The organism is Streptomyces sp. NPDC099050 (assembly GCF_044759865.1).
In the GTDB taxonomy this organism is placed as follows: domain Bacteria; phylum Actinomycetota; class Actinomycetes; order Streptomycetales; family Streptomycetaceae; genus Streptomyces.
Window position 1 is genome coordinate 79,574 of sequence record NZ_JBIWAE010000028.1, and the last position, 22,677, is coordinate 102,250.

Genomic DNA, 22,677 nt, shown 5'->3' on the forward strand with positions numbered 1-22,677 from the left:
CGGAACAACTCTAGGTTGCGGGAGATCAGGAAAACTTCAGGATTTCTTATGTGACATGGACCGCAGCGATACGGTCATCGTCCGGTCACAATCGCCGGACACCGCGGTCACGGGCGCCTGTGAGAGTCCTGTACATCCACCGATTTGGACGTACAGGACGTACAGGAAGGCCGGTCAGCCGTGTGTGCACTGCTCGTGACCCCCACCCAGCAGCACCAGACCCGAAGCCGGGACAGGGAGCTCACCGTGCGCTCGCTGTCCGTTCAGGAATATCAGGCATTTCTGTCCCGGCACGGCCGGGCCAGCTTTCTCCAGTACCCGTCCTGGGGCAGCGTAAAGGACCTTTGGCGATCGGAAAGGGTCGGATGGCACTACCCCGGCGGTGAAATAGAGGGGGCCGGACTCGTTCTCTACCGTCAATTCCCGGGCACCCGGAAATACTTCGCCTACCTCCCCGAAGGGCCCGTCGCAGACTGGGCCGACCCCGACATCGACCGCTGGCTGACCCCCCTCAAGAACCACCTCAGGGCCTCCGGCGCCTTCGCCGTCCGCATCGGCCCGACCCCCGCCTACCGCCGCTGGGACGCGGCCGCCGCCAAGGCGGGCACCGGACCGGGCCGGCAGATCTCCGACGTCCTCGCCACCGAGGTCGACCCGGTCGGCGCCGCTCTCGCCGACCGGCTGCGCACCCGCGGCTGGAAGCGCTGCGGCGGCGAGGACGACGGCGACGCCCAGCCCCGCCACGTCTTCCGCGTCCCGCTCGCCGGGCGCACCCTCGACGACCTGTGGTCGGGCCTGAGCCAGGAATGGCGGCGCAATGTGCGCAAGGCCACGAAGGCCGGGGTCGAGACGGTCGTCGGCAGCGCCGCCGAGCTGCCCGAGTTCTACCGGCTGTTGCGCGTCACCGAGGAGCGCGACGGCTTCCGCCTCGGCCGCTCGCTCGCGTACTACCAGCAGCAGTACGAGGTCCTCAACGCCGAGGAACCCGGCCGCATGCGCCTCTACCTGGGCGTTCACGAGGGGGAGATCCTCGCCGCGCACACCATGATCGTGGCCGGCGGCCGGGTCTGGTACCAGACCGGCGCCTCCGCGGACCACCGCCGCGAGGTCCGCCCCAGCAACGCCCTGCAGTGGCGCATGATGTGTGACGCACATGCCCTCGGAGCGGACGAATACGACATGCGCGGGGTACCCTCCACCCTCGACCCCGAGACACGGTCCTTCGGGCTGCTGCGCTGGAAGCTCGGCACCGGCGGGCAGGTCGTGGAAACCCTCGGCGAGTGGGAGACCTCCATGGACGGATGCGCCAACACGGCCCTCTACAAGGCGTTCCAGGCGTACATGGCCCGCCGGTGACCCTCGCAGACCCCAGAGCGGCCGGCACCCCGGCCGCGACAGAGCCCCCCACCGACCGCGCGGCACCGAAGAAGACCTCGGTGCTGCGCAGCGGCGCGCTCATGGCCGCCGGCTCGATCGTCTCGCGGGCCACCGGCTTCGTCCGCTCCGCCGTGATCGGCGCCGCCCTGGGCACCACGCTGCTCGGCGACGGCTACGCGGTCGCCAACACCGTCCCGAACATCCTGTACATCCTGCTCATCGGCGGCGCCCTCAACGCCGTCTTCGTGCCCGAGCTGGTCCGCGCCGCCAAGGAGCACGCCGACGGCGGCGCCGCCTACACCGACCGGCTGCTCACCGCCTGTACGGCCGCGCTGGTGGTCCTCACCGCCGCCGCCGTCCTGGCCGCCCCGCTCATCGTCTCGGCGTACACCGGCTACAGCGGCGGCCAGGAGTCCACCACCGTGGCCCTGGCCCGGTACTGCCTCCCGCAGATCCTGTTCTACGGGCTGTTCACGCTGCTCGGGCAGGTGCTGGGCGCCCGCGGCCGGTTCGGCGCCATGATGTGGACCCCGGTCCTCAACAACCTCGTCGTCATCGCCGTCTTCGCGCTCTTCCTCACGGTCTCGCACGGTTCGGGAGGGACGCTGAGCGCCTCCGACACGCGGCTGCTGGGCATCGGCACCACCGCCGGCATCGTCGTCCAGGCCCTCGGCCTGATCCCCTCGCTGCGCGCCGCCCGCTTCCGCTGGCGCCCCCGCTTCGACTGGCGCGGCAGCGGACTGGCCCGCCCGCTGCGCAACGCGGGCTGGCTCGTCATGCTCGTCCTGACCAACCAGATCGCGTACTGGGTCGTGACCCGGCTCTCCACCGCCACCGGCGAGCGCGCCGTCGCCGAGGGCCTCGCGGGCGGCGCCGGCTACCTCGCCTACAGCAACGCCTACCTGCTGTGGATGGTCCCGCAGGGCATCGTCACCGTCTCCCTGGTCACCGCCCTCATGCCCCGGATGAGCGCCGCCGCCACCGACGGCGACCTCGCGGCCGTGCGCAAGGACGTCTCCTACGCGCTGCGCTCCACCGCGGCCCTGGTCGTCCCCGCCGCCGCGCTCTACGCAGCCCTCGCCCCCTGGGTGATCGGCGCCGTCTTCGAGCACGGCCGCACCGGCGCCGCCGACGTGGCCGTCATGGCCGGCATGCTCGCCGCCTTCGCACCGGGCCTCATCGCCTACTCCGCGCAGTACGTGCTCTCCCGCGGCTTCTACGCCCTCTCCGACACCCGGACCCCCTTCTTCCTCAACCTCACCATCGCCGCCCTCAACGCCGGGCTCTCGGCCGCCGCGTACCTCCTGCTGCCGCCGCGCTGGGCGGTCACCGGCATGGCCGCCGCCTGCTCGGTCGCCTTCGGCGTGGGCGCGGCCGTCACCGCGTACGTCCTGTCCCGGCGGCTCGGCCCGCGCGCGGGGACCCGTACGGAACGCCGCAACACCGCCCTGCGGACCCACCTGAGGCTCCTCGCCGCCTGCGCCCCGGCGGCCGTCGCCGGGTACGCGGCCGCGCACGCCGCCGACCGGTTCGCGGACCTCCCCGGGATCCTCGGGAACATCACCGGGGCCGCGGCGGGAACCGTGGTCATCGTCCTCGTCGTCGTACTCCTCGCCCGCCCCCTGCGGATCACGGAGATCACCGACCTGCTGGCCTCCGTAAGGCGCAGAACCGGTCGCTGACCGGACCGGCTTTCGGCCGCCCATATCGGCCGAAAGCGGGAGGGGACCGATCCGCGACCCTGGAATACTGACCCGATGCCACGCGTACTGCTGATCGAGGACGACCCTTCCATCAGGGAGGGCGTGGGTCTCGGCCTGCGCCGCAGGGGCCACGACGTGAGCGCGGCGGAGACCGGCGAGGCCGGACTCGACCTCATGGCGAGCTTCCACCCCGAGCTCGTCCTGCTCGACCTCATGCTGCCCGGCATCAACGGCGTCCAGGTCTGCCGCCGGATCCGCGAGACCAGCCAGGTCCCGATCATCATGCTCACCGCGCGCGGGGACGACTTCGACATAGTCGTCGGCCTGGAGGCCGGCGCCGACGACTACATCGTCAAACCCGCCCGCACCGAGGTCATCGAAGCCCGCATCAAGGCCGTGCTGCGCCGCCTCAGCGAGCCCGCGGGCGGCCGCCCCGACGTGGAGTTCCACGGAGAGCTGGCCGTAGACCGGGCCGGACTCACCGTCGCCAGGAACGGCGAGCGCCTCCCCCTGGCCCCCAGCGAGATCAAGCTCCTGCTGCACCTGTCGGCCTCGCCCGAGCAGGTCTTCTCCCGCCAGCAGCTCCTCGAATACGTGTGGGAGCACAGCTACCACGCCGACGCCCGGCTGGTGGACGCCTGCGTGCGCCGCCTGCGCCACAAGATCGAGGACCCCGACGGCGCCCCCCGCTACATACAGACCGTGCGCGGCTTCGGCTACCGCTTCGGCCCGCTGTAAGCCGCGCGCATGAGACGTTTCGCACCGCTGGGCCTGCGCACCCGGCTGATCGCCGCCTTCCTGCTGGTCGCCGCCATCTGCGCGGTGAGCACGGCCGCGCTCACCTACCAGCAGGCCCGCAACGCGATCCTCAAGCAGAGCCAGGACACCGCCGTCAGCACCCTGCGCGACCTGGTCGACTCCCAGTACACCCAACTGCCCATGGGGCAGGCCGAACTCCAGCGGCTCGTCGGGGAACTGGGCAAGCGCGGCCAGCCGCACCCCTGGATCGTCTACGGGGAGTACGGAAAGCTCCGCGCCACCTCCAACCAGGGCGGCGCGACCACCTCGGCCGCCGTCACCGACCGGCTCCGCGGCGAGGTGGGCGCCCATCCGCACGGAGCCTTCCAGCGCACGAGGGACCGGGGCGGCAACCTCTCCCTCGTCGTCGGCATGCCGGCCGTCTTCAAGTACGGAGAGGCCTACGAGACCACCGGCGCCGTCTTCTACGCGGTCGTGCCCCTGGACAGCGAACAGACCACCGTCGACGCCCTGGTCGCCGCCGCCCGCATGGGCGCCGTACCCGGCCTGGCGATCGCCCTGATCCCCGCCCTGCTCGCGGCCCGCAGCGTCCTGAGGCCCGTACGGGACATGCGCAAGGCCGCGCAGCGGCTGGGACGCGGCCGGCTCGACACCCGGATCGAGGTGCGCGGGGCCGACGAACTCGCCGGGCTCGCCCGCACCTTCAACGAGACGGCCCGCGCCCTCGAACACTCGGTCAGCGAACTCCGCGAGGCCGAGGCCCGCGCCCGCCGCTTCGCCGCCGACGTCTCCCACGAACTGCGCACCCCGCTCGCCGGGATGCTCGCCGTCACCGAGGTCCTCGACGAGGGCGCCGAGGACCTCGACGCCGACACCGCCAAGGCGCTGCGCCTGATCAGCGCCGAGACCGGGAAACTGGCCGTGCTCGTCGAGGACCTCATGGAGATCTCCCGCTTCGACGCCCGCGCCGCCGAGCTCAACCTCGACGAGGTCGACGTCGCCGAGATCGTCACCAAGACCCTGGAACGCCGCCACTGGACCGACGGGCGGGTCACCACCGACCTGCCCCCGGACGTCCGCGCCCGGCTCGACCCGCGCCGCTTCGACGTGGTCCTCGCCAACCTCGTGGGCAACGCCCTCAAGCACGGCGGGACCCCGGTCCGTGTCGCGGTCCGCACCGAGAACCGGCCCGAGGGCGGGCGGCTGCTCGTCGAGGTCGCCGACAGCGGGCCCGGCATCGCCCCCGAGGTGCTGCCGCACATCTTCGACCGGTTCTTCAAGGCCGACGCCGCCCGCACCCGCTCCACGGGCAGCGGTCTGGGCCTGGCCATCACCCTGGAGAACGTCCGCCTGCACGGCGGCACCCTGCGCGCGGCCAACGGCCCCGGCGGCGGTGCGCTCTTCACCCTCGACATGCCGCTGGAGGCCCGCGTATGACCCGGGTGCGCAGGGCCGCGGCCGCGCTGACCCTCCCGCTGCTGCTCGCCACCGGCTGCGGCATCGCCACCACCGGGGTCGTCGAGAGCGGCCGCGCCGGGACCGTGAAACTGGCCACCGCACCCGACCCGGGCCTGCTCTACTTCATCGCGCCCGACGGCGCGCTGGTCCCGGTCCCGGTCTCCGACCGGATGCAGCGGCCCGACATCGGCTTCACGATCGGGGTGCTGCTCCAGGGGCCGGGCGAGGCCGCGAGGGAAGCCGGTCTGACCACCGAGCTCCCGGAGGCGCAGCGGAGCACGGGCGGCACGGACCACGTCCGGGCGGCCGTCAAGGCCGACGGCGACGGGAAGACCCTGCGCGTCGTCCTGCCCATCCCGGTCGAGCCGCTGTCCGGAGCGGCCCTGCGCCAGCTGGCGTGCACGGCCCTCGCGGCGGCGCACGGCAGCCCGGCCCCCGAGATTCTCCTCATCGGCACCGAGTCGAAGGAACGGCGGGCCGAGTGCGTCACTCGGCCGGGGCCGACCGCGGACCGGGAGGGCTGACGCCGGACACGGCCCGCGCCCCCTTGCGGGCCGGGCCGCCCGCCGCCACCGTGTGGCGCATGGACCAAGGACCGGCCCCCGACGTCTTCGACCCGCGGCTCTACGCCGAAGGCGTCCCGTACGACCGCTACCGCCTGCTGCGCGACCACCGCCCTGTGGCCTGGCAGGACGAGCCGGAGGTGCTCGGCTGGCCCGCCGGCCCCGGTTTCTGGGCCGTCACCCGGCACGCCGACGTGGTCCGCGTGCTGCGCGACCACCGCACGTACTCCTCGCACCTGGGCGCCACCCAGATCCGCGACCCCGACCCGGCCGACCTGCCGTTCCTGCGGCGCACCATGCTCAACCAGGATCCCCCCGAGCACGGGACCCTGCGCCGGACCGTGTCCCGCGCCTTCACCCCGGCCCGCGTCGACGCCTTCGCCGCCCGGGTCCGCGGCCGCGCCCGTACGCTGCTGCGCGCCGCCCGCGACGGCGCCGAGGACGGGGCCGCCGACCTGGTGCGCACCGTCACCGACGAGTACGCCCTGCTGAACCTCACCGACCTGCTGGGCGTCCCGGCCGCCGACCGGGGGCTGCTGCTGGAGTGGACCGTACGGATCATCGGGTACCAGGACCCCGAGGCCGCGGACGCCGCCCCGGCGCCGCCGCGCGGCCCGGACGGGAAGCCGCTGAATCCGCGCTCGCCGGCGCTGCTGGGGGAGATGTTCGCCTACGCCCGCGAGCTGGCCGCGTACAAACGGGCCCACCCCGGCGACGACGTGATGACCGCCCTGGCGCTCGCCGGACTTCAGGACGCGGAGCTGGAGATGTTCTTCTTCCTGCTCACCGTCGCGGGCAACGACACCGTGCGCAGTGCGGCGCCCGGCGGCCTGCTCGCCCTGGCCCGCGACCCGGACGCCTACGCCGGACTCAGCGGCGGACGGGTCCCGCCGGACCGGGCCGTCGAGGAACTCCTGCGCGTGCACCCGCCGGTGCTGAGCTTCCGCCGCACCGCCGCCGCCGACACCGAGCTCGCCGGACGGCGGATCCGGGCCGGTGACAAGGTGGTGGTCTTCCACGCCTCCGCCAACCACGACGAGCGCGTCTTCACCGACCCCGGCCGCCTCGACCTGGGCCGCGCACCGAACCCGCACGTCTCCTTCGGGGACGGCCCGCACGTGTGCCTGGGCGCCCATTTCGCGCGGCTCCAGCTGCGCGTCCTCTACGAGGAGTGGATCGCCTCCATGCCGGCACCGGAACTGGCGGGACCACCTCGCCGGTTGGTGTCGAACTTCATCAACGGGATCACACGGCTGCCGCTGCGGGTGTCCGGGCCGGGCCGGTGACATCGGCGACCAGCTCCGTCACATCGGGGCCGTAGGCATCGGAGTTGACCACCTTGAGCAGGAGGCAGAAGGAGTCGCCGCCGTAGGAGTCGGTCAACTTCCGCTGGTTGCGGGCCAGGTAGCGGGCCGCGGCCTGGTTGCTGATGGCGGTCTGCCCGCACAGCAGGAACACCGGCCGGGACCCCTGCCCGGTCGTCAGCCGCGCCAGCAGCACGTGCTCGACGAGGCCCTTGACCCAGCGGTAGGTCTCCCCGCCGACGGTGATGGCCCCGCGGTCCGGTACCGGCTCGCTGGAGACGATGATCCGCACCCCGGGGAGCATGGAGGCCAGGTGGGCCGTGGTCCGGGCGTTGGAGGAGGGCCCGCCCACGCAGAACTCGGCCCGCTCGCCGAAGCCCTGACGGGCTCCGTCGTGGGTGACGATCTGCACGTTCGCCCCGCAGTCCTTGATCAGGGCGGATATCTCCAGCAGCGCGAAGGCGTCGTTGCGGTGCAGGGAGGAATCGGTGCCGCCCATCTGCCGGTTGACCACGAACAGGCAGTCCGAGCCGGTCGGCAGCCCGAAGAAGGCCTGCTTGCGGCGCAGCGCACGGCGCCAGACATAGGTCCGGGTGAACCAGCCGAACCCGCCGCTGCATGCGGTGGCGATCACCCCGAGCACGATGTTGCGGACGTCCTCATTCATGCGGCGGATCGTAGCCGTCACGCCGCCTTCATGACGTGGTGGGTGCGGGGAAGTTACGCTGCCGCTCCAAGGTCTGACAGGCAGTCGACTGGAGGAACCGAATGCGTGGTCCCGCCGCACGTAACCTAGCGCTCCTCGCGCTCGCCGGGGCGCTCGTCTCGACCGGGGCGGATGCCCCGACGTCGAAGAGCGCCACCCCGCAGAAGGTCCCGGTGGCCGCCGGCTACGGCGGGGCCGTCGCCAGCGTCGACGCCGATGCCAGCGCGGTCGGCATCGCCGTCCTGCGCAACGGCGGCAACGCCGTGGACGCCGCCGTCGCGACGGCCGCCGCGCTCGGGGTCACCGAGCCGTACTCCGCCGGGATCGGCGGGGGCGGGTACTTCGTGTACTACGACGCCCGGTCCCGCCGGGTCAGCACCATCGACGGCCGCGAGACCGCCCCGGCGACGGCCACCCCCGGGCTGTTCCAGGCGAACGGCCTGCCGATCCCCTTCGCCGAGGCCCAGACCAGCGGCCTCGGCGTCGGAGTCCCCGGTACGCCGGCGACCTGGCAGAGCGCGCTGGAGACCTGGGGCACCCGTTCACTGGGGCAACTCCTCAAGCCCGCCGAGAAGCTGGCCCGCGAGGGGTTCACCGTGGACTCCACCTTCCGGGCCCAGACCGAGCTGAACCAGGCCCGCTTCCGGGACTTCCCCGACACGAGCGAGCTCTTCCTGCCCGGCGGCGCCCTTCCGGTGGTCGGCTCCACCTTCAAGAACCCCGACCTGGCGGCCACGTACGCGGAGCTGCGGCGCAAGGGCGCGGGCGCGCTCTACCGGGGCCGGCTGGCCGAGGACATCGTCCGGACCGTGCGCACGCCCCCGGTGGACCCGGACGCCACCCGTGTGGTCCGCTCCGGCGATCTGACCACCGGGGACCTGCGCGCGTACGAGACCAAGCGGCAGGAGCCGACCCGGGTCAAGTACCGGGACCTGGACGTGTACAGCATGGCCCCGTCGTCCTCCGGCGGGACCACGGTCGGCGAGGCGCTGAACATCCTGGAGCGCACCGACCTCGGCAAGCTCAGCGAAGCCCAGTACCTGCACCGCTTCATCGAGGCCTCCCGGATCTCCTTCGCCGACCGGGGCCGCTGGGTCGGCGACCCGGCCTTCGAGGAGGTGCCCACGAAGGAGCTGCTCTCGCAGGCTTACGCGGACACGCGCGGCTGCCTCATCGACCCGGCCAAGGCGCTGACCAGCCCGCTGGCTCCGGGGGATCCCCGTAACCCGGTCGCCTGCGGCGGCTCCGGCCAGGCCGCCCCGACCACGTACGAGGGGGAGAACACCACGCACCTGACGGTCGCCGACCGCTGGGGCAACGTGGTCTCCTACACGCTGACCATCGAGTCGACCGGCGGCAGCGCCATCACCGTCCCGGGGCGCGGCTTCCTGCTCAACAACGAGCTGACCGACTTCTCCTTCGCCCCGGCGGCGCCCGGCGTCCCCGACCCCAACCTGCCGGGCCCGGGCAAGCGGCCGCGCTCGTCGATGTCGCCGACCATCGTGCTGGAGGACGGGCGTCCGGTGCTGGCGCTGGGTTCCCCGGGCGGGGCGACCATCATCACCACGGTGCTCCAGACCCTGACCGGGCACCTGGACCGCGGGCTGCCGCTGGTCGATGCCATCGCGGCGCCGCGGGCCAGCCAGCGCAACCAGACCACCACTGAGCTGGAGCCGGGCCTGTGGAACAGCCCGGTCCGGGCGGAGCTGGCGGCCCTCGGCCAGGGCTTCCGGCAGAACCCGGAGATCGGTGCGGCCACCGGGGTCCAGCGGCTGCCCGACGGACGGTGGCTGGCCGCGGCCGAGACGAGCCGGCGGGGCGGAGGCTCGGCGATGGTGGTGCACCCGTACGGGAGGCAGTAGGGCTTGCGGAGCAGTAGGCCTTACCGAGAAGTAGGGCTTGCGGAGCCGTAGGCCTTGCGGAGCAGTGGCCCTTACAGGGCGGTGAGGATCCTCGGACCGGCGGCGGTGATCGCGACCGTGTGCTCGGCGTGCGCGGCGCGGCTGCCGTCGACGGTCCGCAGGGTCCAGCCGTCCGGGTCGCAGGCGTAGTCGTCCGTACCGCCCGCGACGAGCATGGGCTCGATCGCGATGACCATGCCGGCGCGCAGCTTCGTACCCTGACCCGCCGGGCCCTCGTTGGGCACGCCCGGCTCCTCGTGCATGGAGCGCCCGACGCCGTGGCCGCCGAAGCCGTCGGGGATGCCGTACCCGGCGGTGCGGCAGACGGTGCCGATGGCGTGGGCGATATCGCCGACGCGGTTGCCGGGCCGGGCGGCGGCGATGCCCGCGGCGAGCGCGGCCTCGGCGGTCGAGATGAGCCGCAGGTCGGCGGGGCGGGCCCGGCCGACCGTGAAGCTGACGGCGGCGTCGCCGACCCAGCCGTCCAGTTTCGCGCCGCAGTCGATGCTGACCAGGTCGCCGTCGCGGAGCCGGTAGTCGTCGGGGATGCCGTGCACGATCGCGTCGTTGACGGAGGCGCAGATCACGGCGGGGAAGGGCACCGGGGCGAACCGCGGCCGGTAGCCGAGGAAGGGCGAGCTCGCGCCGGCCTCGCGGAGCACCTCGCGCGCGGCCAGGTCGAGCTCCAGCAGGGAGACCCCTACGGCGGCCCGGTCCCGGACGGCGGCGAGGGCGTGGGCGACGACGCGCCCGGCGGCGCGCATCCGGTCGATCGATCGGTCTGTCTTCAGTTCCACCATGCCAATAACTATACCGGTATAACTATAACGGGATACTTATTGGGCTCCGGGGTAGGGTGAAGGCATGGTCCGTACCCCCCTCACACCCGAAGAGCGCGAGCGCGGCGAGCGGCTCGGCGCCCTGTTGCGCACGGCCCGCGGCGGCCGCAGCATGGTCGAGATCGCGGCCAGCGCCGGGCTCTCCGCCGAGACCCTCCGCAAGATCGAGACCGGCCGGGCCCCGACCCCGGCCTTCTTCACCGTCGCCGCCCTGGCGGGCGCCCTGGGGCTCTCGCTGGACGAGGTGATGCGGCGCTGCGCCCTCGTGCCCGTCTGAGGTACGGGGCGGTGGGCGGGCCACGGCCGTTCGGCCGCCGGGCCCTCCCTCCGGCGTGGCGTTAGAGCGGGCCCGGCGGGCCGAACGGCTCAATCGGCGGTGGGAGGACCGGGGCGCGGGGCAAGCGTGAAGGCGTGTCAGACATGAACGCATCCACATCCAAGCGACTCGGCCTCGGACTCGTGGGCGCCCTCCTCGCGGGCGGCCTGCTGCTCGCGGCATGCGCCGTCCCCGAGGGACGGGCCCACTCCGGGGACCCGGGCGACGTGGTCTTCCGCCACCCGGGCGTCGTCGTCAGCCACACCCGGCTCCAGCGCGCGAAGCAGATGGTCGCGGCCGGCGAGGAGCCGTGGAACTCCGCGTACCAGGCGCTCCTGAAGAGCCGTTACGCCTCCCTCGACTACCAGGCCCACCCGGCCGACGTGGTGCCCTGCCCCTTCGACTCGGGGCCGCAATCCTGCCTCGACGAACGGCAGGACGCGATCGCCGCGTACACCCACGCCCTGCTGTGGTCGGTGAACGGCGAGGCCGCCCACGCCCGCAAGGCCGTGCAGATCATGGACGGCTGGTCCGCCGTGAGGAAACGTCGCTCCGATGACAACGCCGACAACGCCGGCCTCCAGGCCGCCTGGTCCGGCTCCACCTGGGCGCGCGCCGCCGAGATCGTCCACGCCGACTACCCGAGCTGGGGGGACGGGCGGGTCGCCCGCTTCAAGGAGATGCTGCGCACGGCCTACCTCCCGGCCGTCCGCGCGCAGGTGCCGGCGTACAACGGCAACTGGGAGCTGGCCATGACCGACGCCGCTCTGAGCATCTCCGTGTTCCTGGAGGACCGGGCCGTCTTCCGGGAGTCCCTGGAGCGGTTCCGCGCACGCGTCCCGGCGTACTTCTACCTCAAGCACGACGGCGCGCACCCGCTGCCCCCGCCGCGCACCGCCATCGACTCGCCGGAGAAGGTGGCGGCGTACTGGTTCGGTCAGGAGACGTACGTCGACGGCGTCGCCCAGGTGACCTGCCGCAACCTGATGCACGTCGGCTACGCGCTCGCGGCGTCGGCGCACATCGCGGAGACGGCCTGGCACCAGGGCGTCGACCTGTACGGGGAGCAGGGCGAGCGGCTCCGGGCGGCACTGGAGTTCCACGCGAAGTACCAGCTGGGGGCCGAGGCCCCCGGGTGGCTGTGCGGCGGCAAGCTGGAGCGCACGATGGGACCCGACCTGGAAGTCGCCCTCCAGCACTACGCGGTGCGGACGGGCGCGAAACTCCCGTACACCCGCGAGCTGGTCGAGAAGACCCGGCCGGCCGGGACGGACGACCTGTTCGTGGCGTGGGAGACCCTCACCCACGGGGAGGCGGTGCGGGGATAGCCGACCGGGCCACGCGTCGACGGGCTCCTGATCGAGCGGCACCCGCACCCGCACCCGCACCCCACCGACCGCCGTGCCGAGCAGCTCGACCTCACGCCCGAGGGCGCCGCCCTGCGCACCCGGCTCCTCGGCCTCCCCTCCGTGGACTCGCCGGTGTCCGGGCTCGCCCCGGAGGAGCGGGGCCCGGAGGAGCAGGGCCCGCTGAAGGACCTGCTGGAACGGGCCGTCACCTCCCGTTGACCGGCTCCCGCCGGCCGGGCCGCGTAGGGTCGGGCGCATGACGATCGAGGAGCTGGGCAGAGCGAGGTACGTCAGTCTCACCACCTTCCGCAAGAACGGCACGGCGGTGGCCACGCCGGTGTGGGCGGTGGCGGACGGCGACGAGCTGTACGTGTGGACGCGCGACGACGCGTGGAAGGTGAAGCGGATCCGCAACGACGGGCGGGTCACGGTCGTGGCCTGCGACGTACGCGGGCGGGTGGCCGAAGGCGCCGCGGCCGCCGAGGGCGAGGCGCGGCTGCTGGACGCGGCCGGGCTGAAGCGGGTGCGGAAGCTGATGGGCCGCAAGTACACGTGGCAGTTCTGGCTGCTGGACGTGCCGGCCGCCATCGTCCGGCGCGGTCGGCCGCACATCGCGATCGCGATCAGGCTTGCCCCGCCCGCCGTCAAGCTTTGAGACTCCTGTAGCCCGCCCGTAACACGGGTGGGATCCAATGCGGGGATGGAGACCGCGACTTCGCAGGTGATCGGACAACTCTCCGGATACATGCGGGGGTTGACGCAGCGACTGGATCCCGGGGCGGGCTGGTACGGGGAGTTCCTGCGGCGGGACCCGCAGGGGATGCGGGCCTGTCTGGACGGGGCCGCGATGCCGCCCTGGGACGTACTGGAGTCGCTGCTCGGCGACTTGGCGGCATCGACGGGCGCGACGGCGCTCGCGCGGGAGACGCAGTACGCGGCCGGTCTGCGGGCCGCCGCGGTCGGGGTCTGGGACCGGCTGCCGGGCGGGGTGGAGGAACTGCGCACGCTGCTCGCCTCGACCGCGGAACAGCGGGCCCGGGCCCGGGAGGGCCTGCGCGTGCTGTCGGCGCGGCTCACGGAAACGGCGGACCCGACGCAAGCGCGGGCCCTGTCCCGGGAACTCTCCTGGACCCGCGACGACGCCGCCCGCGCGGCGGCCCGCCACGACGACCTGACGGCCCGCCTGGAGGCGGTGGCCCCGGGGACCGCCGTCCGCCCGGAGGACGACTGGCCCGGACACCCGGCGCAGGCGCGGCCGGAACCCCTCAACGCGGTGCCCGCGCAGCGCGCCGCGATGTCCCCGGGCGGGGTGCCCGCCGGGGCGTGGCCGGGTCCGCGGGAAGGCGGCGTGCGGGGCGACACGGGGCCGCGGGACGCGGAGTGGGCGGGGCCGCCGGCGGATGCGCGGGACGCGGCTTCGGGCGCGGCGTGGAGTGTGGGGCCGGGCTCGGCGCAGGGCGCGGCATCGAGTGCGGGGCCGGGCCGCTTGTCGGGTGAGGCTTCGGGCGTTGGGCCGGGCTGGGCGCAGGGCGTGGCGTCGAGTGTTGAGCCGGGCTGGCTGTCGGGCGAGGCCTCGGACGTGGCATCGCGCAGGGTGCCGGGCGCGGCGTCCGCCCCGGCAGCGGGCCCGGCAGCGGGCCCGGCGTCGACAGTGGCGGGGGAGCCGGTCGGGCGGGCCGAGGGGCGGTGGCTGCGCGGTGCGCGGCGCAGCGGCGGGGCTCGGTACGCGGGGGCGGCGGAGCCCGAGGCCGCAGCCGTCACCGTGCCCCCGGGGCAGCCTTCGTCCACCCCGCCCCTGCGCGGCGCCCGCTTCGGGCGGCCCGCCCGCGCGGCGGCTGAGCCGGCCTCGACGGGGGAACCGGGGTCCGGGCACGCCGCCCCGGCAGGCGGCGCCTCGCATGAGCCCGCCCGAGCGGGCGCCGAAGGGCCGCACTCCGGACAACCGTCCGCCGGCGCGGCCGAGGGCGGTCCCGTCGGCCCCCACGGCATGTCCGGTGGCTCCGCCCCGGCCGGCAGCCCGCACGGCGCGCCTGCCCAGTGGCAGGACCCGGGGTCCACCATCGGCCCCCACGGCATGTCCGGTGGCTCCGCCCGGGGCCGCAACGCGCAAGGGGATCCCGCCCAGTGGCACGCTTCGGCCGCCGGCGCCGCCGGCGCCGCCGGCCCCCACGGCATGTCCGGTGGCTCCGCCCCGGACGGCAGCCCGGACGGCAGCCCCCACGGCGCGTCCAGCCCGCGGGACGGAGCCTTCCGTGGCTTCGTGGAGGGGCTCGTGGCCCTGCGGAGTCAGGGGCGGAGCGGGGAGGCGCACGTGCTGCTCTGCGAGGCCGCCGCCGGGCCCGCCGAGCAGCTGGTGCGGCTGGGGGAGGAGCTGGGGCGGGCCGGGCTGGCCGCGGACTGGGCCACCCTGCTATGGGAGGCGGCCTCCCTGCCGCCCGCCCGCTTCGCCGCGGCCGCCGCCGTACTCGGGCCGGCCGACCGCGAGGCCCTGCTGCGCCAGGGTGCCGCCCGTCCGGCCGCCGAGATCGCCGAGGCGGCCCTCGTGCTCGCGGAGGCCGGCCACACCCCGGAGGCCGACGCCCTGCTCGCCGCCTTCGTCCGGGTCCGCACCGCCGAGGAGTCGGCCCGGCTCGCGCGCCGGGATCCCCACTGGTTCGTGCCCCGGCTGCTCCGCGCCGCCGAAGCCCTCTCGGGGGCTCAGCACCGCGACCTGTTGCACGCCCTTCGAGTCGCGAATCTGCCCGTCGCCTGACCGGAAACGACCACGTGTCGACGTAACTCCTGCGTTTGGTGATCCACTACTCCAACCGCGCAACGCGGTCTTGCCCCGGGCCTGGCCGAGGCCTACCTTCAACTCCCTACGCGCAGCCGTCGTACACCCTCTACGTGCGTAGAAGCCGGCGTACCCCGTCGCGAGGAGCAGCTCATGGCCCAAGTCGTCCGCGCCGCACTCGTCCAGGCCACCTGGACCGGAGACACCGAGTCGATGATCGCCAAACACGAGGAGCACGCCCGCCGGGCGGCCGCCCAGGGCGCGAAGATCATCGGCTTCCAGGAAGTCTTCAACGCCCCTTACTTCTGCCAGGTCCAGGAGCCCGAGCACTACCGCTGGGCCGAGGCCGTCCCCGACGGCCCCACCGTCCAGCGGATGCGGGCACTCGCCCGCGAGACCGGCATGGTGATCGTCGTACCGGTCTTCGAGCTGGAGTCCGAGGGCTTCTACTACAACACCGCCGCGGTCATCGACGCCGACGGCAGCTACCTCGGCAAGTACCGCAAGCACCACATCCCCCAGGTCAGGGGCTTCTGGGAGAAGTACTACTTCCGCCCGGGCAACCTCGGCTTCCCCGTCTTCGACACCGCCGTCGGCCGGGTCGGCGTCTACATCTGCTACGACCGTCACTTCCCGGAAGGCTGGCGTGAACTGGGCCTGAACGGCGCTCAGTTGGTCTACAACCCCTCCGCCACCTCCCGAGGCCTCTCCGGGTACCTGTGGCAGTTGGAGCAGCCCGCCTCGGCCGTCGCCAACGAGTACTTCGTCGCCGCCATCAACCGCGTCGGCCAGGAGGAGTACGGCGACAACGACTTCTACGGCACCAGCTACTTCGTCGACCCGCGCGGCCAGTTCGTCGGGGAGGTCGCCAGCGACAAGGAAGAGGAACTCCTCGTCCGCGACCTCGACTTCGACCTCATCAAGGAGGTCCGCGACCAGTGGGCCTTCTACCGCGACCGCCGCCCCGACGCCTACGGAGGACTCGTACAGCCGTGACCAACCCGATCCCCCTGCACAGCCGGCACCGCTCCGTCCTGCCCGACTGGCTCGCGCTCTACTACGACCGCCCCATCGAACTCACCCACGGAGAGGGCCGCCACGTCTGGGACGCGGACGGCAACCGCTACCTCGACTTCTTCGGCGGCATCCTCACCACCATGACCGCCCACGCCCTGCCCGAGGTCACCAAGGCCGTCTCCGAACAGGCCGGGCGGATCATCCACTCCTCCACCCTCTACCTCAACCGCCCGATGATCGAACTGGCCGAGCGCGTCTCGGCGTTGTCGGGAATCCCCGACGCCCGGGTCTTCTTCACGACCTCCGGCACCGAGGCCAACGACACCGCCCTGCTGCTCGCGACGACGTACCGCCGCTCCAACCAGATCCTGGCGATGCGCAACAGCTACCACGGCCGGTCCTTCTCCACCGTCTCCATCACCGGCAACCGCGGCTGGTCCCCGACCAGCCTCTCGCCGCTCCAGACGTACTACGTCCACGGCGCGGTCCGCACCCGGGGCCCCTTCGCCCACCTCGACGACACCGCCTTCACCGCCGCGGCCGTCGCCGACCTGGAAGACGTACTGGGCCAGGCCCGGGGCGGGCTCGCGGCGCTCATCGCCGAGCCGATCCAGGGCGTGGGCGGCTTCACCTCCCCTCCCGACGGGCTCTACGGGGCCTTCCGCGAGGTGCTCGACCGGCACGGCATCCTCTGGATCAGCGACGAGGTGCAGACTGGGTGGGGCCGGACCGGAGAGCACTTCTGGGGCTGGCAGGCCCACGCCCAGAACGGCCCGCCGGACATCATCACCTTCGCCAAGGGCATCGGCAACGGCATGTCCATCGGCGGAGTCGTGGCCCGCGCCGAGGTGATGAACTGCCTCGACTCCAACTCCATCTCCACCTTCGGCGGTTCACCGGTCACCATGGCGGCGGGCGTGGCCAATCTCGCCTACCTCCTCGAGCACGACCTCCAGGGCAATGCCCGCCGTGTCGGCGGTCTGCTGCTGGAGCGGCTGCGGGCCGTCGCCGCGACGGTGCCCGCCGTGCGCGAGGTGCGCGGCCGGGGCCTGATGGCCGGACTGGAACTGACGAAACCCGGCACCGACCAGGCGGACCCGGACGCGGCCGCCGCCGTACTGGAGGCCGCCCGGGCCGGCGGCCTGCTGCTCGGCAAGGGCGGCGGCCACAACACCAGCGTGCTGCGCATCGCGCCGCCGCTCTCCCTCACCGTCGCCGAGGCGGAAGAGGGCGCCGAAATCCTCGCCGAGGCCCTCCGCATCCTCAACTAGCACCGGGGGAGACGTACATGAGCAGCATCCGCACCCTGATCCGCGGCGGCCTCGTCATCACCGCGTCCGACGAGCTGCACGCCGACGTGCTGATCGAGGACGGCCGCGTCGCCGCCCTCGCGGCGCACGGCACGGCGGCCGCCGAGACCTGGACGGCCGACGCCGACGGCAAATGCGCCGTCGACTACGCCTTCCACGTGATCCTCTCGGACGTCAACGAGCGGACCCTGAAGGAGATGGACCACCTGGTGGGGGAGGGGATCACCTCCTTCAAGAGTTTCGTTGGCTCGCGTGACCAGGAATCTTCACGGAGGCTCGGCGACGTAGTGGGTGCGGGCGCCTCGTGCTGAACGACGCGGGGCCCAGCGGCGTGGGCTGCCGGCGTCGCAACGGCTTGTACCGCCGACCGGACCATCGCATTCCTTGCGGAGTTCCGGTCGGCACCCCTCTTGGTTCGGAATTGCAAGGCGAAGGGAATTCTCGGGTATGACCAGAACTCTCATTACCGGTGGCCTTGTAATCACGGCTTCCGACGAGTTGCACGCGGATGTTCTGATCGAGGACGGCCGTGTCGTGGCGATGGCGACAGCGGGCAGCCAGCAGTGGACTGCGGACCGGGTGATCGACGCCTCGCGGAAGTACGTGATCCCGGGCGGGGTCGATGCGCACACGCATATGGAACTGCCGTTCGGCGGCACCTTCGCGTCGGACACGTTCGAGACCGGGACCCGAGCTGCCGCCTGGGGCGGGACGACGACGATCGTCGACTTCGCGGTGCAAACACCCGGGCACTCCCTCCGAGAGGGCTTGGACACCTGGTATGCGAAAGCCGACGGACAATGCGCGATCGACTACGCCTTCCACATGATCGTGTCCGACGTCAATGAACACTCCCTCAAGGAAATGGACGGACTAGTCGAAGAAGGCGTAAGTTCGTTCAAATTGTTTATGGCATACCCCGGCGTGTTCTATTCGGATGACGGGCAGATCCTGCGGGCGATGCAGCGGGCCTCGGGCAACGGCGGGCTGATCATGATGCACGCCGAGAACGGCATCGCGATCGACGTCCTGGTCGAACAGGCCCTGGCCCGTGGGGAGACGGACCCGCGCCACCACGGCGAGGTCCGCAAGGTCCTCCTCGAAGCCGAAGCCACTCACCGCGCCATCCAGCTCGCCCGGGTGGCCGGCTCCCCCCTCTACGTCGTCCACGTCTCGGCGGAGGAGGCGGTCGCGGAGCTGGCGGCGGCCCGGGACAAGGGCCTGCCGGTCTTCGGCGAGACCTGCCCGCAGTACCTGTTCCTCTCCACGGACAACCTGGAGGAGCCGGACTTCCAGGGCGCCAAGTACGTCTGCTCCACCCCTCTCCGTCCGCGCGAGCACCAGGCGGCCCTGTGGCGCGGCCTGCGGACGAACGATCTTCAGGTGGTGTCCACCGACCACTGCCCGTTCTGTTTCCGGGGGCAGAAGGAGCTGGGGCGGGGGGACTTCTCGAAGATCCCGAACGGGCTGCCGGGGGTGGAGAACCGCATGGACCTCCTCCACCAGGCCGTCCTGGACGGGCACATCAGCCGCCGCCGCTGGATCGAGATCGCGTGCGCGAGCCCGGCCCGGATGTTCGGTCTCTATCCGCAGAAGGGCACCATCGCGCCGGGTTCCGACGCCGACATCGTCCTCTACGATCCGCACGCCGAGCAGGTCATCTCCGCCGAGACGCACCACATGAACGTGGACTACTCGGCGTACGAGGGCAGGCGGATCACCGGACGCGTCGACACGGTCCTCTCGCGCGGCGAGGTCGTTATCGACCGCCGGGAGTTCACCGGGCGGGCCGGTCACGGGGCCTTCGTTCACCGCTCCACCTGCCAGTACCTGTAAGCCGCACCCACGCCCGAACGCAGTAGCAAGGAGCCATGCATGGACTTCGGCCTCGTCCTGCAAACTGACCCGCCGGCCTCCCAGGTCGTCAGCCTCATGAAGCGCGGCGAGCGCAATGGCTTCCGCTACGGCTGGACCTTCGACTCGGCCGTGCTGTGGCAGGAGCCGTTCGTCATCTACAGCCAGATCCTGGCCAACACGCAGCGCATGCACGTCGGTCCGATGGTCACCAACCCCGGCACCCGCACCTGGGAGGTGACCGCCTCCACCTTCGCCACGCTCAATGACATGTACGGCAACCGCACGGTGTGCGGGATCGGGCGCGGGGACTCGGCCATGCGGGTCGCCGGGCGGGCGCCCAACACCCTGGCCCGCCTCGGCGAGGCCATCGACGTCATCCGCGACCTCGCGGAGGGGCGCGAGGCGGTGGTGGACGGCAACCCGATCCGGATCCCCTGGATCACGGACGGGAAGCTGCCCGTGTGGATGGCGGCGTACGGGCCGAAGGCCCTCGCGCTGGCCGGGCAGAAGGCGGACGGGTTCATCCTGCAGCTCGCCGACCTCTACCTCACGGAGTGGATGATCAAGGCAGTCCGGCAGGCGGCGGTCGAGGCCGGCCGGGATCCGTCCGCGATCACCATCTGCGTGGCGGCCCCGGCGTACGTCACGGCTGACGACTCGGCACAGGCACTGGCCCACGCCCGCGACCAGTGCCGCTGGTTCGGCGGCATGGTCGGCAACCACGTAGCCGACCTGGTCTCCCGCTACGGCGAGCACTCCTCGATGGTCCCGGACGAGCTGACCGAATACGTCAAGTCCCGCCAGGGCTACGACTACAGCCACCACGGCCGTACCGGGAACCCGTCGGCCGACTTCGTCCCCGACGAGATTGTCGACCGCTTCTGCCTCCTGGGCCCCGTCGAGGCCCACGTCGAGAAGCTGCGCGCCCTGCGGGATCTCGGCGTTGACCAGTTCGCTGTCTACGACATGCATGACGCCCGGGAAGCGACCATCGACGCGTACGGCTCCGACGTCATTCCGATGTTCGCCTGACTCTCGCGAGCGCTGTGGGGCCGACCAGATGGTCGGAGATGGTCGGTCCCACAGCGGGTTGCCGGTTGTTCGGGGCGTACAACGCGCAAAAGGATCCCGGGGTCGATCATTCATCCCGGTTTCGATGCTGCGGTTTCCCGCCGTGAGTTGGCCACTGTTGGCGACGCTGCAGCCGTCGAGGGTGAAGCTCCCACAACTCCGTTGGCCCGAGGCTAGGCATCTGAGCAGTCACATTGCGCGGGGGGCCACCGCACCCTGCCGACGTCGTGCGCTGTTGTTGTGTCATGGCGCCAGTCTCTCTGTGGGGGCTTCCCCACCCCGTGCGGGCGGACACGGGTTCAGGCGGAGGGCACCGAGGAGAAGGGGCTGTCGGCCAGGCGGGCCAGCAGATCAGCCGGATCCTGGTAGGCGGCGGTCGCTCCCGCCTCTTCCAGGTCGCCGCGCGGGATACCACCGCACAGCAGTCCGACGCCCGCCACGCCGGCCCGCACCGCGGCCTTCATGTCCCACACCGTGTCGCCGACGAAGACGGCACGCTCGGGCGTCGCCCCGGCCAGTTCGAGTGCGTGCTGCAGGGGTTCGGGGGAGGGCTTGCCTTCCTCGACGTCGTCGGAGGTCGCCGTGTCGGTGATGGCGTCGTCGGCGTCGATGGCTCGGCGCAACGCGGTCAGTTCCCGGTCTTTCGCGGAGGTGACCAGCACGACCTTCCAGCCAGCCGCGGAGAGAGTCCGCAGGAGGTCGGCCGCTGAGGCCAGTGCGGGGAGGCGGTCGAAGTATGTGGCGTAGAGGGCGTCGTGGACGCTGCTGATCAGCTCGTCGTCGCCGCGGTCACGGTCGTCCGCGAGGAGGTGGTCGAGGAGGTCTTCGCCCGGCAGGCCGACGGCGCGGTGGATCGCGTGCATGGGTATGCGGTGTCCGTGCTGGTGCAGAGCTTCCCACCAGCAGACGACGTGCAGATGATTGGTGTCCGCGAGGGTGCCGTCCACGTCGAAGAGGGCGGCGCGGTTCTGGGGCATGACGGGTGCCTCCTCACCTCGTAAGGCCGGCCCGAAGCCGAGACCAGCGAGCCCAGGCCAGGTCTGCCTGCTCATCGTGCGCCTGCCCCGTTCGACTCGCTTCATCCCGGCGACCGACACAGGGGCCGGTCTCCGAGGCAGGCCAGGGAGCAGCCGGTGTCGAGGCCGTGTGCACGGCGGCGATGACCGGTGGTCGTATCGCCTGATCCGCGCCAGCAGGAGAGCGTGGTTGAGGAGCTCCATGGCCCGGCGGCCTTCTGCGGACCGGCGGCCTTCTGCGGAACGGACTCCGGCGCCCGCGTGAGTGGGCTTGTCGCCGGGCGGCAGGGGGCTCGTGGTGTCAGGGGCGGTTGTGGTGGTCGGGTGCGTCGTCGGGGTTGTGCCAGGAATCCTGTCGGGCTCTGGCCTGCGGGTTCTGCCCGGTGGTGGCACCAGGGTCGAGGTTGCGGGCCCTGCGGCGGGCGCCGTACCAGAACGCGCCGATCAGCAGGGCGACGACGACCACGCCCGCGAGCAGGAGGAACAGGGACGGGGAGGTTTCAGCCGCGAGTGGCATTGTCGGGATCATGTGTGTGCGCGTACCCCCTGGTGGCCCCTGCACCGCAAAACGAGAGAGCACCTCACCCAGACGGCCCCGGCCCCCGTGCGTCGCGCCTCTTGAGCGGCAGGGCCATGCCGAAGTGCGTCGGACGGGGTCGAGGGGGCAGGATTTCGTTCAGGCACCCGCCTGGGGAGCCCTGGTTGGTAGGCGGTGATCTTCATGGAGGTTCGTCCGGCGGGGGGCCGGCTGCTGGCCGATTCGACGGTCGCGCAGGCGGTGGGGATGCTGATGGCGGCCATTCCCGGGCCGGCCCGGCTTGCGGCAGAGGTTTTGTCGGCCGCCGCGGCGCGTGCCGGGGTAAGCGCCGATGAGCTTGCGAGGGCGATGGTGACGAGCCCGGCAGGCACCCCCCTGCCGACCGGTATCGACCGGGCGGTCCGGGGCGCGGTAGAGACGGCGCGCGAACCCGTGACGGAGGCTGCCGGCGCGTCGGAGGGATCTTGGCCGAGGCTGATGCCGAGCCGTGCCCAGGTCGAGCAGGCGCTGGGCCGGTTCACCGAAGCGCGGATCCGTCTGACCGCAAGCCCGGCCGACGATGAGGCACGGCGGGCGGTGGAGGACGCGGTCTTCACACTGTGCGTGCTGATGGGAAGGCCATCCGCGTACGCCGCGCTTCAAGACGCCACCCAGTACATCGCCGACTGAGTGCCGGGCGTCGAGGCCAGAACCGAGGTCGGTGCGCCGACGCCGCACAAGGTCTGTCAGCCGCCGGAGACGAACTCGATCTCGGGGAAGACATCCCGGAACGGCCTAGCGATCCGGGTCCCCTGTGGCGGGTCGGCCCATCCGCTGTTTG

At 72.4% G+C, this 22,677-nt stretch carries 20 protein-coding genes and 1 pseudogene; 17 read left to right on the plus strand and 4 right to left on the minus strand.

The annotated features are described in order from the left end of the window. Nucleotides 1-180: 180 nt before the first annotated feature. The 6 genes from ACIQV3_RS34350 to ACIQV3_RS34375 all read left to right on the plus strand — a co-directional run bounded on the left by ACIQV3_RS34350 (nt 181) and on the right by ACIQV3_RS34375 (nt 7,146). Nucleotides 181-1,356: a lipid II:glycine glycyltransferase FemX gene (locus ACIQV3_RS34350; protein WP_403719458.1), complete on the plus strand. Its 1,176-nt coding sequence runs from the start codon at nt 181-183 to the stop codon at nt 1,354-1,356. Then, nucleotides 1,302-3,059, plus strand: a complete 1,758-nt coding sequence (murJ, locus tag ACIQV3_RS34355) for a murein biosynthesis integral membrane protein MurJ (protein ID WP_403719462.1) — start codon at nt 1,302-1,304, stop codon at nt 3,057-3,059. Before ACIQV3_RS34350 ends, murJ begins: the two co-directional genes overlap by 55 nt. Nucleotides 3,060-3,134: 75 nt before the next feature. After that, nucleotides 3,135-3,818 (plus strand): response regulator, encoded by a 684-nt coding sequence (locus tag ACIQV3_RS34360; RefSeq protein ID WP_403719466.1) that lies wholly within the window; start codon nt 3,135-3,137, stop codon nt 3,816-3,818. Between the two features lie 9 nt (nt 3,819-3,827). Further along, nucleotides 3,828-5,276, plus strand: coding sequence for an ATP-binding protein (locus ACIQV3_RS34365; protein WP_403719471.1), 1,449 nt, complete (start codon nt 3,828-3,830; stop codon nt 5,274-5,276). After that, nucleotides 5,273-5,821, plus strand: coding sequence for a hypothetical protein (locus ACIQV3_RS34370; RefSeq protein WP_403719473.1), 549 nt, complete (start codon nt 5,273-5,275; stop codon nt 5,819-5,821). Before ACIQV3_RS34365 ends, ACIQV3_RS34370 begins: the two co-directional genes overlap by 4 nt. Nucleotides 5,822-5,880: 59 nt before the next feature. Then, nucleotides 5,881-7,146: a cytochrome P450 gene (locus ACIQV3_RS34375; protein WP_403719475.1), complete on the plus strand. Its 1,266-nt coding sequence runs from the start codon at nt 5,881-5,883 to the stop codon at nt 7,144-7,146. Here ACIQV3_RS34375 and ACIQV3_RS34380 read toward each other — a convergent pair. Continuing rightward, nucleotides 7,106-7,831, minus strand: coding sequence for a hypothetical protein (locus tag ACIQV3_RS34380; RefSeq protein WP_403719477.1), 726 nt, complete (start codon nt 7,829-7,831; stop codon nt 7,106-7,108). The two genes, ACIQV3_RS34375 and ACIQV3_RS34380, sit on opposite strands and share 41 nt — an antisense overlap. A gap of 101 nt (nt 7,832-7,932) precedes the next feature. Here ACIQV3_RS34380 and ggt point away from each other — a divergent pair, with 101 nt between their 5' ends. Further along, nucleotides 7,933-9,732: a gamma-glutamyltransferase gene (gene ggt / locus ACIQV3_RS34385; protein ID WP_403719479.1), complete on the plus strand. Its 1,800-nt coding sequence runs from the start codon at nt 7,933-7,935 to the stop codon at nt 9,730-9,732. Between the two features lie 71 nt (nt 9,733-9,803). Here ggt and map read toward each other — a convergent pair whose 3' ends face one another. After that, on the minus strand, nt 9,804-10,571 hold the full coding sequence (map, locus tag ACIQV3_RS34390) for a type I methionyl aminopeptidase (protein ID WP_403719481.1): 768 nt from the start codon (nt 10,569-10,571) through the stop codon (nt 9,804-9,806). 64 nt (nt 10,572-10,635) lie between these two features. Here map and ACIQV3_RS34395 point away from each other — a divergent pair, with 64 nt between their 5' ends. The 9 genes and pseudogenes from ACIQV3_RS34395 (at nt 10,636) to ACIQV3_RS34435 (ending at nt 20,264) form a co-directional block, all read left to right on the plus strand. After that, complete coding sequence (locus ACIQV3_RS34395) at nt 10,636-10,887, plus strand: helix-turn-helix domain-containing protein (protein WP_266885146.1); 252 nt, start codon at nt 10,636-10,638, stop codon at nt 10,885-10,887. A gap of 143 nt (nt 10,888-11,030) precedes the next feature. Continuing rightward, nucleotides 11,031-12,254 carry an alginate lyase family protein gene (locus ACIQV3_RS34400; protein WP_403719484.1) on the plus strand — a complete coding sequence of 408 codons (1,224 nt, stop codon included), beginning with the start codon at nt 11,031-11,033 and terminating at the stop codon, nt 12,252-12,254. A 277-nt stretch (nt 12,255-12,531) separates the two neighbouring features. Further along, nucleotides 12,532-12,930 (plus strand): PPOX class F420-dependent oxidoreductase, encoded by a 399-nt coding sequence (locus tag ACIQV3_RS34405; protein ID WP_403719486.1) that lies wholly within the window; start codon nt 12,532-12,534, stop codon nt 12,928-12,930. Between the two features lie 45 nt (nt 12,931-12,975). After that, nucleotides 12,976-15,027 carry a hypothetical protein gene (locus tag ACIQV3_RS34410; RefSeq protein ID WP_403719488.1) on the plus strand — a complete coding sequence of 684 codons (2,052 nt, stop codon included), beginning with the start codon at nt 12,976-12,978 and terminating at the stop codon, nt 15,025-15,027. Nucleotides 15,028-15,201: 174 nt separating this feature from the next. Then, complete coding sequence (locus ACIQV3_RS34415) at nt 15,202-16,044, plus strand: nitrilase-related carbon-nitrogen hydrolase (protein ID WP_403719489.1); 843 nt, start codon at nt 15,202-15,204, stop codon at nt 16,042-16,044. Further along, entirely contained in the window at nt 16,041-17,336 is a 1,296-nt protein-coding gene (locus tag ACIQV3_RS34420) for an aspartate aminotransferase family protein (protein WP_403719492.1), read from the plus strand. The genes ACIQV3_RS34415 and ACIQV3_RS34420 overlap by 4 nt, the downstream gene beginning before the upstream one ends. 17 nt (nt 17,337-17,353) lie before the next feature. After that, nucleotides 17,354-17,620, plus strand: a pseudogene (locus ACIQV3_RS34425) (dihydropyrimidinase); the annotation flags it as partial. A gap of 202 nt (nt 17,621-17,822) precedes the next feature. Further along, on the plus strand, nt 17,823-19,211 hold the full coding sequence (hydA, locus tag ACIQV3_RS34430; protein ID WP_403719495.1) for a dihydropyrimidinase: 1,389 nt from the start codon (nt 17,823-17,825) through the stop codon (nt 19,209-19,211). 39 nt (nt 19,212-19,250) lie between these two features. Then, nucleotides 19,251-20,264 carry a TIGR03842 family LLM class F420-dependent oxidoreductase gene (locus tag ACIQV3_RS34435; RefSeq protein WP_403719497.1) on the plus strand — a complete coding sequence of 338 codons (1,014 nt, stop codon included), beginning with the start codon at nt 19,251-19,253 and terminating at the stop codon, nt 20,262-20,264. Nucleotides 20,265-20,602: 338 nt separating this feature from the next. On the opposite strand, the gene ACIQV3_RS34440 is transcribed toward ACIQV3_RS34435, so the two are convergent. Together ACIQV3_RS34440 and ACIQV3_RS34445 are read right to left on the minus strand one after the other, a co-directional pair. Next, entirely contained in the window at nt 20,603-21,280 is a 678-nt protein-coding gene (locus ACIQV3_RS34440) for an HAD family hydrolase (protein ID WP_403719501.1), read from the minus strand. A 340-nt stretch (nt 21,281-21,620) separates the two neighbouring features. Further along, on the minus strand, nt 21,621-21,836 hold the full coding sequence (locus ACIQV3_RS34445) for a DUF6479 family protein (protein ID WP_403719503.1): 216 nt from the start codon (nt 21,834-21,836) through the stop codon (nt 21,621-21,623). A gap of 204 nt (nt 21,837-22,040) precedes the next feature. Here ACIQV3_RS34445 and ACIQV3_RS34450 point away from each other — a divergent pair, with 204 nt between their 5' ends. Next, nucleotides 22,041-22,526 carry a DUF5133 domain-containing protein gene (locus ACIQV3_RS34450; RefSeq protein ID WP_403719556.1) on the plus strand — a complete coding sequence of 162 codons (486 nt, stop codon included), beginning with the start codon at nt 22,041-22,043 and terminating at the stop codon, nt 22,524-22,526. Nucleotides 22,527-22,677: the final 151 nt, after the last annotated feature.

Bases quoted from the DNA above. Each gene is read 5' to 3' on its own strand.
- murJ (WP_403719462.1), top strand. From the start codon at position 1,302: ATGCGCCAACACGGCCCTCTACAAGGCGTTCCAGGCGTACATGGCCCG.
- ACIQV3_RS34360 (WP_403719466.1), top strand. From the start codon at position 3,135: ATGCCACGCGTACTGCTGATCGAGGACGACCCTTCCATCAGGGAGGGC.
- ACIQV3_RS34365 (WP_403719471.1), top strand. From the start codon at position 3,828: ATGAGACGTTTCGCACCGCTGGGCCTGCGCACCCGGCTGATCGCCGCC.
- ACIQV3_RS34370 (WP_403719473.1), top strand. From the start codon at position 5,273: ATGACCCGGGTGCGCAGGGCCGCGGCCGCGCTGACCCTCCCGCTGCTG.
- ACIQV3_RS34375 (WP_403719475.1), top strand. From the start codon at position 5,881: ATGGACCAAGGACCGGCCCCCGACGTCTTCGACCCGCGGCTCTACGCC.
- ACIQV3_RS34380 (WP_403719477.1), bottom strand. From the start codon at position 7,831: ATGAATGAGGACGTCCGCAACATCGTGCTCGGGGTGATCGCCACCGCA.
- ggt (WP_403719479.1), top strand. From the start codon at position 7,933: ATGCGTGGTCCCGCCGCACGTAACCTAGCGCTCCTCGCGCTCGCCGGG.
- map (WP_403719481.1), bottom strand. From the start codon at position 10,571: ATGGTGGAACTGAAGACAGACCGATCGATCGACCGGATGCGCGCCGCC.
- ACIQV3_RS34395 (WP_266885146.1), top strand. From the start codon at position 10,636: ATGGTCCGTACCCCCCTCACACCCGAAGAGCGCGAGCGCGGCGAGCGG.
- ACIQV3_RS34400 (WP_403719484.1), top strand. From the start codon at position 11,031: ATGAACGCATCCACATCCAAGCGACTCGGCCTCGGACTCGTGGGCGCC.
- ACIQV3_RS34405 (WP_403719486.1), top strand. From the start codon at position 12,532: ATGACGATCGAGGAGCTGGGCAGAGCGAGGTACGTCAGTCTCACCACC.
- ACIQV3_RS34410 (WP_403719488.1), top strand. From the start codon at position 12,976: ATGGAGACCGCGACTTCGCAGGTGATCGGACAACTCTCCGGATACATG.
- ACIQV3_RS34415 (WP_403719489.1), top strand. From the start codon at position 15,202: ATGGCCCAAGTCGTCCGCGCCGCACTCGTCCAGGCCACCTGGACCGGA.
- hydA (WP_403719495.1), top strand. From the start codon at position 17,823: ATGACCAGAACTCTCATTACCGGTGGCCTTGTAATCACGGCTTCCGAC.
- ACIQV3_RS34435 (WP_403719497.1), top strand. From the start codon at position 19,251: ATGGACTTCGGCCTCGTCCTGCAAACTGACCCGCCGGCCTCCCAGGTC.
- ACIQV3_RS34440 (WP_403719501.1), bottom strand. From the start codon at position 21,280: ATGCCCCAGAACCGCGCCGCCCTCTTCGACGTGGACGGCACCCTCGCG.
- ACIQV3_RS34445 (WP_403719503.1), bottom strand. From the start codon at position 21,836: ATGCCACTCGCGGCTGAAACCTCCCCGTCCCTGTTCCTCCTGCTCGCG.
- ACIQV3_RS34450 (WP_403719556.1), top strand. From the start codon at position 22,041: ATGGAGGTTCGTCCGGCGGGGGGCCGGCTGCTGGCCGATTCGACGGTC.